Origin of the sequence: Enterocloster sp. OA13 (genome assembly GCF_022440595.1) — a bacterium.
Classification (GTDB): Bacteria; Bacillota; Clostridia; order Lachnospirales; family Lachnospiraceae; genus Enterocloster; species Enterocloster hominis.
Window position 1 is genome coordinate 2,776,801 of record NZ_JAKNTF010000001.1, and the last position, 14,583, is coordinate 2,791,383.

The window sequence follows — 14,583 nt, forward strand, 5'->3', positions numbered from 1 at the left end:
CTTTCATCTCCATCGTCACTGTCCCTTCCTTTCATCTCCCGTTATGACGCCATCCACCAGCGTTACAATCCGGTCTGCATACTTGGACATACCCGGGTCATGGGTCACCAGTATGATGGTCTGGTTGAATCTTCTGGCAAATCCCATGACCATGTCCATGATCTCCGCTGTTGTCTTTGTGTCCAGATTACCGGTAGGTTCATCTGCAAACACCACCTCAGGCCTGGATACAAATGCCCTGGCAATCCCCGCCCTCTGCTGCTGTCCTCCGGACATCTGGGAGGGATAATGGTGAAGTCTGTGTGAAAGTCCTACACGTCTTAACAGATCTTCTGCCATGGCCTCCCGCCGCTTCCGGTCCACTCCCTTAAACATAAGGGGCATGGCCACATTTTCAACCGCTGTCATGGACGGCAGCAGATTATAGGACTGAAAGATAAAGCTCATATGCTCCTGACGGAAGGCGGCCAGTTCCTCCTCATCCATACGGGAGATACTTTTCCCGCGGATGAACACCTGCCCTTGCGTGGGTTTCTCCATCCCGGCCAGCTGGTTCAAAAGCGTGCTCTTTCCAGAACCCGACGTGCCGAAAATACAGCATACCTCTCCTTTGTAGATTTTCAGATTAATCCTTTTGAGGGCTACCACTTCCTCGTCCCCCATCCGGTAAACCTTGCGCACGTTCTTAACATATATGATTGGTTTTCCATGTTCCATCATCTTGTCACTCCTCTTTTCATGGGTCTATGATAAAAAATAATCCCATGGAAATTGCATCATATAAATCTTAAGAAATCTTAATTTCACAATACTTAATTTCACAATAACCTGTATTTTGGGATGGTCTTTTGCTATAATCATTCCATGTTAAAGGATAACTGCCTGTAAAAAGAAAGAGGTGAGGGAATGAAGGGCGCGATTCTTGAAAAAGGTGAAGCAGGTCATACCTATCTGAAAAAACTGTTCCAGTCGGTTCACCATGTCCAGAAGGACTATAACTGGCTCATCACGGACTGTCAGTGTTGTACCCGTACCGAAGCCTTTTACCAGCGGATATTTCAGTATGACCGATATGGATGGCTTTCAGGCGAAGAACTGACCTGCATGGTTGAGACGGAGGATTTCCAGTGGATCTGGGCTGTCCTCTCCGGTTTTCCCAGACATATATCCCTGGCTCAGGTGCTGGAATATGGCCTGCCTTACGCTGACATGTATCCTGGATTCTGGACCAATCCTGTCTCCATCCAGCATCCCCTGGCCGAGGTGGAAATTGTTTCCTGGGACAGTTCCTGTACCCTTGTCATAAGCCGGAACCATAAGATTGTATCGGATTTCATGGATGGATTTCCGCTTAGCAGGGATTTGTCCCTGTATAATGGACAAAACGGAATATTGGATGAGACAGATGAACTGGAACGCTGGTTTTCACAGCACAGATAGAAAATACCCCAAATCCTTTTACGCATTGGAATGGGCATGATGTAAGAAGGAAGCCCTGTTTCGGAAGGGATACTGATTGTGGATAAAATCCCATTTCAGAAAAGTGTCCCCTATTGGAATATGCATTTGGATGCGTACATTTGGGTACGTACATTTGGGTGCGTACATTTTAGAACATACATTTGTGAACATACAGATTGGACCACACCGGAGGAAACGGAGGGACAATCAGTTGCACCACGGGAGAACTATCATGTTTTCATCTATTTGAACCTGAAGACTACAGGAATCAATATGGAAAATCAGCAAAAATATGAACCTGGTTTTCAGAAAAAAGTGACTTTAAAAAGGGGCATATGCTTGAATGGATTGGGAGTAAAATAAGTATTTTCATAAATTAATCCGGCAGGATGAAGCATACATGCAATCCCAGCCCATATTACGGACCATGTTTCCAGCACAGCATAAAAGCCGCCCTCCGGCGGCTTCTGTCAAATAAAACATTTTCTTACAGCATTTCCCTATATCAGGTACTCCCCCATGGTCTGATACCCCAATCCCTGCCTGCCCATGATTCCCATCATGTTTTCCCGCCATGACGGGGGCATGCTCCAGGACAGGCCGCAGCCAGCGGATATCTGCCTTGGCACCGGTATCAGGCGTCCCGGGATATCCTCTTTGCGGCAGACTGTCTCCATGGCGATGGCCTCTGCCGTTGTATGGAATGTTATGACCAGTCTCAGTTCTTTTTTCCTCATATCCTCCACCCCGTCTTCCCGGTGCCGGGCGGCGCCGGTACTACTCAATGATCAGCCTGTATCCCCGTCCGTCCGGTTCCACCGTCACCTTTTTACCCTGGCTGATTCCATATTTCCTCACGTTCTCTTTTGTATGGTTTTCGCTTACCAGGACCTGGATTGGTCCGCTGCCATGGGTTTTCAGCGCATTGGCTGTCAGAAGGACAGGTTCCGGGCAGGATAAGCCTCTTGCATCTACTTCATACGCCATAATATTGTCCCCTTTCTTATATCTGTTCTTTTCTTGGTACAAACCCGATTACAAACAGGACCGCGATACATACGATGACCGCTGCTTTTCCCGCGCCCTGAAGCCCTCCGGCCACTGCCGGGGATGTCTCTGTGGCCGCTGCCGCTGCCGCGGCTGCAAATCCAAAGTTATGGCAGCAGGCAGCCCCCACAAAAAGCCCCAGGAATGTCACTGCGGAGTCTGAGGAACCCTGCCCTGCCAGAATCAGCTGCCTTAAGGGGCATCCCCCTGCCAATACCGCTGCATACCCCACTGCATACATTCCAAGTATGTTCCACAGATGCTGGGAGTGCGCCACCGGCTGGCCGTCAAAGGACAGCCTGAAGCCTCCTGACGCCATGTTATAGATAAGCATGACCACAAAAAAACCGCCAATGATGGTAAGCAGGTCATAATTCCTCATCAGGAATAAATCCCTGAAACCGCCTGCAAAGCAGGTCCTGCAGCGCTGTGACACCATACCGAAAGCCAGACCGCCTGCAAGGGAAATCAGTACCGGAGCGTGCATACTGCCCGGTCCCTTCTCACTGACCGCCATGACTCCTGTGGCAACACTGGCAATCAAAACCACCACCAGGAAGGAGGGAAGGATGTAACCGCTGTAAGCCCTAGTCTCATAGGCGCGCCCAAGGCTGAATCCCCGCTTTAAAGCCACGGTGCCTGTGACAGTCCCAAGCCCGAAACCGATGAGGGCCACATATGCATTCAGGTCGCCGGCCGCCATCCGGATGACCATCCTCAGGGGGCATCCCAGGAATGCCAGGGAACCTATCATCATGATGACCCCCAGCAGGAACCGTATCATGGGTGAAGAACCGGCCGTGGAGCGGTATTCCCTTGTTGCCATGGATAGGATGAATGCCCCCAGCACAATGCCCACGATTTCCGGCCTCACATATTGTACAACCGCTGCCTGATGGAACTTCATGGCCCCCGCCGTATCCCGTATGAAGCAGGCAATACAGATTGCCATATTTCTGGGATTTCCCATCAGTGCCAGCAGCGCCCCAACCACTCCCAGCACTCCGCCATACATCATCAGTTTTCTTTTGGAATCAATATTACCCATAGTGTGTATCCCCCCTGTTTTTATGATTGATATCTTACATTGATCCAGCAATTTCCCTTACCGCCAGCACGGCCTGGTCCATCTCTTCCTCCGTGTTATAATAGGACATGGAGAAACGGACCGCTCCCTGCCCCACGGTTCCCAGCGCCTGGTGCATCAGGGGCGCACAGTGGGCCCCTGCCCTGGTATAAATCCCATAATCCATTGCAAGTCCATCCGATACCTCACCCGAATCATAGTCCCGGATATTCAATGCCACCACCGGCGCGTGAAGGTCCATGTGGGAAAAATCCCCGTATACGGTGACTCCTGGGATACCCGAAACCCCTTGGTAGAAACGTCCCATCAGCATCTGTTCCCTGCCGCGGATTGCCTCCATCCCGGTTTCCTTTATAAACTCCAGGGCAGCATGAAGCCCTGCAATTCCATGCCCGTTAACCGTGCCTGCTTCCAGTGCCTCCGGCATGTCTGTGGGATGTATCTCCGAATAGCTGTGGGTCCCGCTTCCCCCTGCCATCAGAGGACGTATGGAAATGCCTTCCCGTACACATATCCCCCCAGTCCCCTGTGGGCCCATCAGGCTTTTGTGTCCGGTAAAGCAGAGCACGTCAATACCCATCTTCTCCATGTCTATGTCAAATACCCCTGCTGTCTGGGATGCGTCCAGTATGAACACCAGGGATGCCCTCCGGCAGATTTCCCCCACCCTGGCAATATCCACCAGGTTCCCCGTAAGGTTGGATGCATGGGTGCATATGATTCCCTTTGTGTTTGGCCGGATGGCTGCCTCCATGTCCTCATACCGTATGTTTCCCAGGCTGTCGGCCCTGACAATGGTCAGTTCCACGCCATTTTCCCTCATCATGTACAGGGGCCGGAGCACGGAATTGTGTTCCAGCATGGTGGTAATCACATGGTCGCCCGGTGAAAAGATGCCCCGGACAGCCATGTTCAGGCTGGCGGTTGAGTTGGCGGTGAATGCCACCTGCAGGGGATTGCCAAGACCGAACAGTTCCGACACAAGAACCCTTGTATCATATATGGTCCTGGCAGCACCCAGGGATGCCTGATGGCTTCCCCTGCCTGAATTCCCCATATGGCGCATGGCATCGGCCACTGCCTGGATGACCGCCTCAGGCTTATGGTAAGTGGTTGCCCCATTATCCAGATAAATCATTTCCCTGTCTCCTTTCGCTGTGGGCATCCGGTAAGGTTATGATATCAGGACCCGTTTCTCCCCCACCATCTTCGTTATCTTTTTCTTATCCATGAATTCCAGCATCTGCACCGCGTATTTACGGGATGTGCCGCACATATCCCTAAACTCGCCCAGGGATATCTCCCCATTCTCTGTCAGATAATCCTTCAGCCTTGCAAGTACCTGTCCATAGGCGGCGCTGTCCATATAGGACGCCGGGTTCAGCTTCACCAGCTTCCCGTTCTTATGCATGTCTGCAATGATCTGCTTTGCCCGGTTCTTATCCTTGAACTGGTTCAACACATCCACGGTAAGGGGCGCTTCAATCCCGGCCTGGGCGTATATGGTCCCTATCTGCTCCAGCATGCCTTTTAGCTCCCTGGAATACTGGGTGGAAAAATCCTTGCCGGACACATAGGTTCCCTGGGTCCTGACCACCATGCGTTTGACCAGCTCTGCCAGCAGCACGGCGCCTTTCCTCATGTCGTTCAGCCGGAATTCCTCGCTGAGCCTGGACTTGAATTCCTCCTTATCCATGCCTTCGTTGATGGGGTTCTCCCTGTGATAACCGGACAGCAGCCTGTCCGCATAGTCTGCGATTGTCTTCCAGTAATCCATATGGATGACGGATTCATCGGATAGTATGAGGATGTGCTTACTGTCTTTTAAAGTGCTGATCATATGGCTGGCCCGGGATTTCGGCATATCCATATCCGCCGCAATCCGTCCCACGGACGGGAAACGCCTGCTTTCTTCCTTAATCATAAGCTCCATGACCTCCTGGTCCGTACCTGTTTCCTTTTTATGCAGGGCTTCGATGGCCTCCTCATCCCCCCTCCTGTGTTTATAAGGGGATGCATCCAGCACGATGCCGCCTCCGAATGTCTCCACCGGTGAAAGGAAGCGGATGATGAACCTGTCATTCCTCTTAAGCACCACAGGTTCATCAAACCTGATCTGTGCATAGGCGCTTTCCCCATGGCCGATACGGTCCTTATCCATCAGGACTGCCTTTGCAATGGTCTGTGCCGCCCCATAGTTGAGATGAATCCTGTCCCCGGTCTTAAGTTCCCTGTCACTGGTCTGGAAAATGGACAGTTTCACATCCACCAGGGTGGATGTAACGAGAGAACCTGGAAATGCAAGCACATCCCCTCTTTGCAGTTCCTCTTTTTTCACATTCAGGAGGTTCAGGGCCGTGCGCTGTCCCGCATATGCGGCGTCTTCCCGCTGGCCGTGGGACTGGATTCCCCTGATTTTAATGGGGCGTTCCCGGGGATACAGCATGACCTCCTGTCCTGTCTGCACCATTCCCTCCTGCAGGGTTCCCGTAATCACGGTTCCAAATCCTTCCGTTGTGAACACCCGGTCCACGGGAAGGCGGAACAGCTCCGGCTCCGAACTCCGGCTTCCCAGGTCTGAGACCATCCGGATGATTGTGTCATGGAGAAGTCCGATGTTCTCCCCTGTATAGGATGACACCCGGAGGACCGGGGCATGTTCCAGGAAACTTCCCCGGACCATATCCTCCACGTCGGCCTCCACCATTTCAGCCCATTCCTCATCCACCATATCGCTTTTTGTCAGCACCAGGATTCCCTGTTTGATGTGAAGCATTTTCAATATCTCAAAATGCTCCGTGGTCTGGGGCATGACACCCTCGTCCAGTGCAATGACCATCAGTACCAGGTCGATTCCCCCGATGCCTGCAAGCATGTTCTTAACGAACTTCTCATGGCCCGGCACATCGATGATCCCAATATGTAGTCCGGCATCATTGGGCAGGTTGGCAAATCCCAGGTCAATGGTGATTCCCCTCTTTTTTTCCTCCTTCAGCCTGTCTGTGTCAAAACCGGAAAGCGCCTTAATCAGGCAGGTCTTTCCATGGTCCACATGGCCAGCCGTCCCCACAATGATATTCTGCATTATATTTCACCGCCTTTCATGTGAGGAAATATCTCCGCCCCATGGGGCAATGTCCCTGCCTCATGGCTCAATGTCCCTGCCTCGTGGCTCAACGTCCCTGTCCCATCCGCCGGCGCCCCCTCTGCCACGGACAGAAACGCCTCCACTGCCAGAGGAAATTCCTCATCTGCAAGGGTCCTCACATCCACCAGCACCCTGTCATGGTTGACCCGTACAATCAGGGGGACCGGGGCCTTTCTCAGCTTCCGCTCCAGCTTCTGGGCGGGCAGTTCCTCCTTCCATACGCCTATCCCATATCCCTCCAGTTCACAGGTAGGCGCGCTTCCCCCGCCCACCTGGTCCGTACAGGATTCTATCTCATAATGGAAATCCGGGCATGCGGCTTTTAGCATGTCTGCCAGCCGTCCGGCCCTTTCCTTCAGCTCGTGGGGCCGTGCGCATATCATCTTAAGCACCGGTATTTCCTTTACCGACGCCTCCCGGTCAATGTACTGTGCAAAAGTTGCCTCCAGGGCTGCCAGGGTCATCTTATCCACCCGGAATGCCCTTGCAAGCGGGTGCTTCTTCATTCTGTCTATGTATTCCTTTTTCCCGATGATGATACCTGCCTGCGGGCCTCCTAACAGCTTGTCACCGGAGAACAGGACCACATCCGCCCCGTCCTTCAGGGCATCTGTCACTGTTGGCTCATCCAGACCATACCATCTCAGATCCGTCATCAGCCCGCTGCCCATATCATAAATCACAGGAAGGCCCAGTTCCTTTCCCAGAGCCGACATCTGCTTAAGCCCCACATCCTCCGTGAACCCCACAATCCGGTAATTGGATGTATGGACCTTCATGAAGCATCCGGTCACCCCTTCTTCATAGGCGTTCCGGTAATCGGATATCCTGGTCTTATTGGTGGCCCCCACTTCCCTGAGGATGGCGCCGGACTCGCCCATCACATCGGGAATCCGGAAGGAGCCGCCCACTTCCACCAGTTCGCCTCTTGAGACAACCACTTCCTTCCCCCTGGCCAGGGCTGCCAGGACCAGCATGGTGGCTGCCGCGTTATTGTTCACAGCCATGGCTGCCTCGGCCCCTGTCACCTTCTTTACAATGTCCTCCACAATCAGGTGGCGGCTTCCCCTTGTCCCTGACTTCAGGTCGTATTCCAGGGTGCAGTACGCATCCATCACATCCATCACTGCCTGGGATGCCTCCCTGCTGAGCCTGGCCCGTCCCAGATTGGTATGGAGCACTACCCCTGTTGCATTGAGGACCCTTCTCAATGGCTTTTTCTTCTTTTCCGTCAGTATGGCGGTTATCCTGTCCATGATTTCATCCTGGGTCAGGACCCTGTCAGCCGTCCCCTCCAGAATGGCTGTCCTCAAATCCCCCACCGCGTCCCTTACTGTCTCCACTATCAATGGCCTTGGCATGGTTTCATAAAATAAAACGAGGCGCTTATCCTGCAGCACCTCGTCCACTTTAGGAAGCCCGCGCAGAAGCACATGTCTGTCCCCCATCGGTCTACCTCCTTAGTTGTACCGGAACGCGGACTGTGTCCAGCCCGTCCGCGGTACCTGCTGCATAATTAGCAAAACGGAGGTGGTGGGAATCGAACCCACCCGTGAAGCTCTTAACTCCACACAACGGTTTTGAAGACCGCGGGGCGCACCAGCTACCCAACTTCCTCCCAATTATAAAGCGATACTATTCAATTGTATGCTTTGACCTGGATGTGCCACACCTTAGAGCAGGGCACACCCGAACGGAGATGGTGGGAATCGAACCCACCCGTGAAGCTCCTAACTCCACACAACGGTTTTGAAGACCGCGGGGCGCACCAGCTACCCAACTTTCTCCCTAAAAACTTAAATCCATCCATAAGCTGCAGCCCATGGGGGATATGGCAGGCGGGGGGGATGATATCCTCTCCCCCGCGCATCCCATAACTAAAATCAATCTATATATCCTGCTTCCTTCAATATACCTGTTGCTTTTTCCAGGTTGGCCTCGGAAATCTGGACAATTGGTCCTGTGCATCCCATGCCGCTTTCCGCATAGATGCCTTCCTTCCATAAGGTCATCACCGCGTCATCCAGGTCCATGACCTCGATGCCCGGGATGGCCGCTGTCACCACTTCCTTGGGCGGGCAGGCCGCTGCCTCTGCCTCCTCCTGCCTTGCCGGGGCGTTCCTGGCTAACAGGGCGTCCAATCCGGCCTTTCTGGCAGCCGCATATTCCGCGGCGGCAACCGCCTTCCAATCGCCTGCAATCAGGCTGGCCGCATATTCCATTGCCCCTGCAATCACAGGCGCGCCGGAGGCCCTGGATACAATCATGACCAGCTTGTCATAGCCTTCGCCGATGCCTGGCCCGTATCCATATCCGGTTGCCTCATACTGGCCGCCGGTGGTGTAGGAGGAAAACATCTTCATCATCAGGTTGCCGGTAAGGGAGTCCATCACAACCACATCCGCAGTACCCATCAGCAGGTCGTTGCCCCTCATCTCCACGCCCTTGTCCGCCCTTGCGGATTGTGCCAGCCGGATGTCATATCCATTTTCCTTCAGGGCCTTTAAAATCTTCTCACATGCCCTGGCCCCGTCTATGTTGGCAATCCCCACGGTCGGATTTTGGATGCCGTCAGCCTTGGCTGCAATGATTCCTGCAATGGCATTCCTGACCAGGGCAGATACCCTGTCCGTGTCCGAGGTTCCCGTGGTATTGGCAATATACATGGGCTTTCCCTTTGCGGGGGTGATTACCTTGCCCACGGTTGACACACCGATGGGGAATGGATAGTGCATGGTCACGGCTGCCTGGGCATCTCCTGAGGCCAGGGCAAGTTCCATGGCCTTGTGGGCATCCGGGCCGTCTAAGACCGTTACCCCAATCCCCTTCCTGGCAGCCAGGTTAAGGGCCAGATCCGTGTCTTCCTGTCCGTGCTCGCTGCCCTCCAGTGCGAATACCACCTTCGTGCCGCAGCAGGACACAGCCCTTGCCAACGAGGAATGTGTACGTTCCGCCTTTTCGTTTCCGGCCTTTACGTTTCCAGCCTTTTCGTTCCCAGCCTTTCCTTCCCCGGTTTCCACGTCCCCGGCATTTACCCTTCCATCCTTCACGCCTTCCGCTGCCCCATCCCCCTCGTTGGCTTCCACCACAAAGGAAACCCCGTCAAACAAGTTGGTCATGCGGCCCAGGAACAGGGAACCCTTGCCCACAATCATGGCGCGTTTTGTCCTGCCCTCCATGCATTCCTTTACAAGAGGCCCAAGATACGGGACTCCGGATGGAATATGGCCCTGGGTGGGCGCCCAGCCGGTCATTCCGTGTTTTTTTACAAAGGACGGGATATCGGCCCGTTCAATCTGCTTTTTCATGACGGCCAGAGCTGCAATCATCTTATAATTGGCTTCCGGCACATCCCCTGCTCCCGCTGGTTTGGTGATGTCCGGATTCTGAAGCTCCGGCGCATACTTATCGATATCCGTGAATTTAAGCCCCGCCTTCTCAAGGGGTTCCGCCACCAGGGAGCTGATGACCATCTGAGGCGCTGAACCGGTTCCAATCTTATGGCAGCCCACTATATCCGTTCGTATCTGGGGATGGATCCCATCGTCCTCAGATACCAGTACGGAGAATCCTGCAATGCAATCCTCCAGGATTGGAAGCCCTTTCTTCACATGGTCCTTTCCGTTCATTCCCAGCTTGGCGGTACAGCCTCCGGCCGTGACAATGACATTTTTAAATGTCCCTGATTTGACCAGGGCCGCCGCATGTATCATGGCATGGGCAGGTCCTGCGCAGAAACCGCGCACATCGGAGCCGGTGGCGTTTTTATATCCCGCTATCTCAGCCGATGCCTTGGCAAAGTTGCCTCCGCCCCTCTGGTTCATGTCCCCGCAGGCTTCCTCGCAGCAGTCAATCACGTATTCCACATCATCGGGATTGAACTCATTCTTAAGTTTAAGTTCAATCAGGGAAATGACGTTGGATGCCTTGGACACCAGATTTTCAAGCATCACATGGGCGGACAGGTTCACATCCACATCATGGGCGCGCTTTACAACGCCTGCCAGTTCTTCCCTGCGGATATAAAGCCCCTCGGAATGCTCTTCCCTTACAAGCCGTTCCAGTTCTTCCCTGGACCCGTTATTCTTAAGAAGCCCTTCCAGCTGCTCCTGTGTGAACATCCCGCGTTTTTCCAGCTTATCCTTCACGGTACGCGCAAAGCCTTCCTCCAGCATGACCAGTTCGAACACATCACAGATGTGCATGACCCCGTAAAATTCATCTTCAGGGAGGATGCAGCCAAACGGACCATTTTCCTTTGGCTCCTTCCACTTTTTATCATAATATGGGAACGGTGTTTCTCCCAGTTCCTCATGGGTCGCATTCCCTATGTAAACCTGGTTCGGGATATAGGAAAGCACATCCTCATATTCCCTCAGGTGTCCCGGCAGTTCCACCAGATACCCGGAGTCCGGGTTCACAACCCGCTCTGTTGTCTGTGTGGTGCCGTTATATATAACCATATCCGGGGTGGCAGCCAATGTATAGCTGGTCCCCTTAATAACCGGATAACCTTTCATTCTGTATGTCCCCCAATTTTCATGAACACCGTGTGTACGGTCCGGTCTGTCCCTTTCTGGATTCCTGTATCATACAGGCGCCTTCGGGACAGCCCCGTCCGGATGGGAACAGGCCCGGGCAGCTAAGCTGCGCGGCCTGGCCTGTTCCGGGTACGCTCCTGCAATCCTCAGTGAGGCCACGAATCAATATTTGCCGTAGTCCTTGCGGATTTTCTCCACTTCCTCATGGATTGCCGGAACATCCATAACCATTTCCATCATTCCCACCTGTTCATCATAAACAGCAGGGTCTGCCTCTGCCTTTACTTCATCTTCGCAAATGTGATATACATTTAGTCCCAACTGGACTCCTGCTAAAGGACCTGCGTAAGTGGGGTCGCCTGCCGTAACGGTTTCAGCGGCCAGGCCGGCTGCTTCTGCTTCTGCAGCACCCAGAAGAACAACGATGTTCTCCGGTCCGTATTCCTCACTTAACTTTAAAACCCTTTTCTGGTTTTCCAGATCCATAGCACCCGCGGACGTTCAGACAAAGCATTCCGTAGAGGAGTAGGCTATCTTTGCGCCGGCTGTCTTCGCACACTCTTCTATGGCCGGTCCCGGTACGCCGTCACGGTCACCGATGATAATAGCGTACTTGTCTTTTAAAACTGCCATTTCATTTCCTCCTATTTCATTTTATTTATGCATAAGCCTTTGCTGGCTTTAAGCATACTTCTTAATCATTTCCTCACAGGAATCAGGGGTTGCATCCTCCTTCACCCTGGAATCAACCATCACTCCATCCTTATAGATGGCGATGACCGGAAGCCCCAGGACCTTCTGGGAGATGGCAAGCCTTCTTGCCTTTGTGGTGTTTAAGGAACAGAACTTTATTGTCTTGCCGTACACCTCTTCAAATCCATGGATATGGGGCATAAGGGCTGCACAGGGCACACATCCGTCGCCGTAAAAATCCACCAGGATATATCCTTCTGCCTTCAGCACTTCTTCCTCAAAATTTTCCTTTGTCAAATCGGTCACGTTCATATCCTCCTATTTTTCAGATTGTGTTGTATTTATCCCGCCTATATGTTATCGCGATAACTTTCGTCTATATTATACATGGGAGTCCATACTTAATCAAGTACTTTTGCGTATTTTTTACTAACTTTCACCCGTCACTGCATATCTGCCACATAGTGTTCGGCCTGACATGCGGCTATGGCGCCGTCAGCCGCGGCCGTCACCACCTGGCGCAGGGATTTCACCCTCACGTCGCCGGCCGCAAATACTCCTTCGATATTGGTATGCATGTCTTCATCCGTCCTGATGTACCCGTTTTCCATGGCCAGCCCGCTGTCCTCCAGAAGTCCGGTGTTGGGCAGATATCCGATGAATCCGAAAAGCCCGAACATCCCGTCGTCCGGGTCGGCAAGGACCTCGGTGAGCTGGCCTGTCTTCACATTCCGCACCACCATCCGGTCAAGGATCCCGTCACCGCTAACCTCGTCCACCACACTGTCCCACATGAAATGCAGCTTCTCATTCCTGAACGCCTTTTCCTGGATGGACTGGGCAGCCCTCAGCTGATCCCTTCTGTGGATTACCGTCACCTTCCTGGCAAATTTAGTGAGATAAATGGCTTCCTCAATGGCGGAGTCACCGCCGCCCACCACATAGACCTCCATATCCTCGTAGAAATTGGCGTCGCACGTGGCACAGAAGGAAATGCCTTTGCCCAGGAAGTCCTTTTCATTCCTGCATCCAATGGGCCTTGGATGGGCTCCTGTTGCAAGAATCACGGTTTTCCCCTCGTAGACATTGCCCTTTGAATCAATCAGCCTCTTTACCGGCCCTTCAAGCTCCGTCTTTTCAATGGCCGCGCTGACCCTGTGCACACCGAATTTCTCCACCTGCTTCGTCATACGCGCAATCAGGGTTGCCCCGGATTCCTCCGCCTCAACCATCTGGCCCGGATAATTCTCAATGTCCGATGTGATGGCAATCTGCCCCCCGTCCTGGCTCCTCTCAATCAAAAGGGTGTTCAGACGGTACCTGCCGCCGTAAAGGCCTGCCGCAAGACCTGCGGGGCCTGCGCCCAGGATGATTAAATCATATATGGTTCCCATTTTTCCCTGCCTCCTGAAACTTAATGTAATCCCGGACAAATGTCCTTGACAAAATGCCGGAATTGAATATGATAGAAAATAGCATCTGCCAGCATCTGGCAGATAATACACAACATAAGGAGTACTGCTCATGACAGACATTAAACTTACAGAGCTCACCGGTTCCTGCGGCGGCTGAGCGTCCAAGATAGGGCCAGACACCCTCGCGCAGGTCCTGCGCGGTTTACCAACCTTTCACGATAACCGGCTGTTAGTGGGCTATGACACTGCGGATGATGCCGCTGTCTATGAACTTTCCCCTGATATGGCCTTAATCCAGACCGTGGACATCTTCCCCCCGGCCGTGGATGACCCCTACGAATACGGCCTGATTGCAGCCGCCAACTCGTTGTCCGATGTATGGGCCATGGGCGGGGAACCCAGGCTGTGCATGAACATATTGATGTTTCCGGACTCCCTCCCTCCCGAAGCGGTCAACGCCATACTCCGTGGCGGGTGCGATAAGGTGGCTGAGGCCGGGGCCATCCTGGTAGGCGGCCACACCCTCAAGGACGACATTCCCAAGTATGGCCTTTGCGTCTCGGGCCTGGTCCCACCCAACCGTATCCTCCGCAACAACACGGTACGGGAAGGGGATGTGCTGATCCTCACAAAACCCCTGGGTACCGGAATCCTGACAACCGCTGACCGCGGCGGCCTTTTAACCCGGGCAGAACACCAGGCCATGGTAAGATCCATGACCACGCTGAACAAGTACGCTGCGGACGCGGTGCGCAGTCTTGACGGAATCCATGCCTGCACGGATGTCACTGGTTTTTCCCTGCTGGGACACAGCTTCGAGATGTGCGCGGGCACAGGACTTACCGCTGTCATAGACAGCGCCAGGGTCCCCCTGCTCCCCGGAGCGGACACCTATGCGTCCATGGGGCTGGTTCCTGCCGCGGCTTACCAGAACATGGGACACCTGAAGGAAAAGGTCTCCCTTCCCGGCAGCCTCGCATCCCACATCCATGACCTGCTCTTTGACCCTCAGACTTCCGGGGGCCTGCTGTACAGCGTTGCCCGTGCAAAAGCAGGACGCATCATGGAAGCCATCCTTAAGGCATGCCCTGAAGCTACTGTCATAGGACATGTGGAACGGGATTGCGGTTTTCCGGTAACTGTCCTATAACGGTCATCCTCTGATCCAGTAACCGGATCCTTATCTGTAAT

Annotated in this window: 13 protein-coding genes and 2 tRNA genes; 2 read left to right on the forward strand and 13 right to left on the reverse strand. The window is 53.4% G+C overall.

Annotation, left to right across the window (positions count from 1 at the left end; all coding sequences use genetic code 11):
• Window positions 1–15 precede the first annotated feature (15 nt).
• Window positions 16–717, reverse strand: coding sequence for an ABC transporter ATP-binding protein (locus tag MCJ35_RS12300; protein ID WP_025486960.1), 702 nt, complete (start codon window positions 715–717; stop codon window positions 16–18).
• Window positions 718–906: 189 nt separating this feature from the next.
• Between MCJ35_RS12300 and MCJ35_RS12305 the strand changes: the two genes are divergently transcribed.
• A complete protein-coding gene (locus tag MCJ35_RS12305; RefSeq protein WP_025486959.1) occupies window positions 907–1,440 on the forward strand; it encodes a hypothetical protein in 534 nt (177 codons plus the stop codon).
• A 521-nt stretch (window positions 1,441–1,961) separates the two neighbouring features.
• Here the strand turns inward: MCJ35_RS12305 and MCJ35_RS12310 are convergent.
• From MCJ35_RS12310 to trxB, 12 genes are all read right to left on the reverse strand, one after another.
• Window positions 1,962–2,198, reverse strand: a complete 237-nt coding sequence (locus tag MCJ35_RS12310) for a putative Se/S carrier protein (protein ID WP_008716910.1) — start codon at window positions 2,196–2,198, stop codon at window positions 1,962–1,964.
• Window positions 2,199–2,238: 40 nt separating this feature from the next.
• Window positions 2,239–2,448, reverse strand: a complete 210-nt coding sequence (locus MCJ35_RS12315) for a sulfurtransferase TusA family protein (protein WP_025486958.1) — start codon at window positions 2,446–2,448, stop codon at window positions 2,239–2,241.
• Window positions 2,449–2,464: 16 nt separating this feature from the next.
• Complete coding sequence (gene yedE / locus MCJ35_RS12320; RefSeq protein WP_025486957.1) at window positions 2,465–3,556, reverse strand: YedE family putative selenium transporter; 1,092 nt, start codon at window positions 3,554–3,556, stop codon at window positions 2,465–2,467.
• A gap of 34 nt (window positions 3,557–3,590) precedes the next feature.
• Window positions 3,591–4,733 carry an aminotransferase class V-fold PLP-dependent enzyme gene (locus MCJ35_RS12325; protein WP_025486956.1) on the reverse strand — a complete coding sequence of 381 codons (1,143 nt, stop codon included), beginning with the start codon at window positions 4,731–4,733 and terminating at the stop codon, window positions 3,591–3,593.
• Window positions 4,734–4,769: 36 nt separating this feature from the next.
• Window positions 4,770–6,680 carry a selenocysteine-specific translation elongation factor gene (gene selB, locus MCJ35_RS12330; protein WP_025486955.1) on the reverse strand — a complete coding sequence of 637 codons (1,911 nt, stop codon included), beginning with the start codon at window positions 6,678–6,680 and terminating at the stop codon, window positions 4,770–4,772.
• Window positions 6,680–8,191: an L-seryl-tRNA(Sec) selenium transferase gene (gene selA / locus MCJ35_RS12335; protein WP_025486954.1), complete on the reverse strand. Its 1,512-nt coding sequence runs from the start codon at window positions 8,189–8,191 to the stop codon at window positions 6,680–6,682. Before selA ends, selB begins: the two co-directional genes overlap by 1 nt.
• Before the next feature lie 77 nt (window positions 8,192–8,268).
• Window positions 8,269–8,362: transfer RNA gene (locus tag MCJ35_RS12340), tRNA-Sec, on the reverse strand.
• A 75-nt stretch (window positions 8,363–8,437) separates the two neighbouring features.
• Window positions 8,438–8,531 (reverse strand) — tRNA-Sec (locus MCJ35_RS12345).
• Between the two features lie 95 nt (window positions 8,532–8,626).
• The gene (gene grdC, locus MCJ35_RS12350) at window positions 8,627–11,263 is read right to left on the reverse strand and encodes a glycine/sarcosine/betaine reductase complex component C subunit beta (RefSeq protein ID WP_025486953.1); all 2,637 of its coding nucleotides are present in this window, start codon (window positions 11,261–11,263) and stop codon (window positions 8,627–8,629) included.
• 183 nt (window positions 11,264–11,446) lie between these two features.
• Entirely contained in the window at window positions 11,447–11,917 is a 471-nt protein-coding gene (gene grdA, locus MCJ35_RS12355) for a glycine/sarcosine/betaine reductase complex selenoprotein A (RefSeq protein ID WP_081739274.1), read from the reverse strand.
• A gap of 48 nt (window positions 11,918–11,965) precedes the next feature.
• On the reverse strand, window positions 11,966–12,283 hold the full coding sequence (gene trxA, locus MCJ35_RS12360; protein ID WP_025486951.1) for a thioredoxin TrxA: 318 nt from the start codon (window positions 12,281–12,283) through the stop codon (window positions 11,966–11,968).
• Window positions 12,284–12,420: 137 nt separating this feature from the next.
• Window positions 12,421–13,371, reverse strand: coding sequence for a thioredoxin-disulfide reductase (gene trxB / locus MCJ35_RS12365; protein WP_008716930.1), 951 nt, complete (start codon window positions 13,369–13,371; stop codon window positions 12,421–12,423).
• Between the two features lie 130 nt (window positions 13,372–13,501).
• Here trxB and selD point away from each other — a divergent pair, with 130 nt between their 5' ends.
• On the forward strand, window positions 13,502–14,542 hold the full coding sequence (gene selD / locus MCJ35_RS12370; RefSeq protein WP_353656069.1) for a selenide, water dikinase SelD: 1,041 nt from the start codon (window positions 13,502–13,504) through the stop codon (window positions 14,540–14,542).
• Window positions 14,543–14,583: the final 41 nt, after the last annotated feature.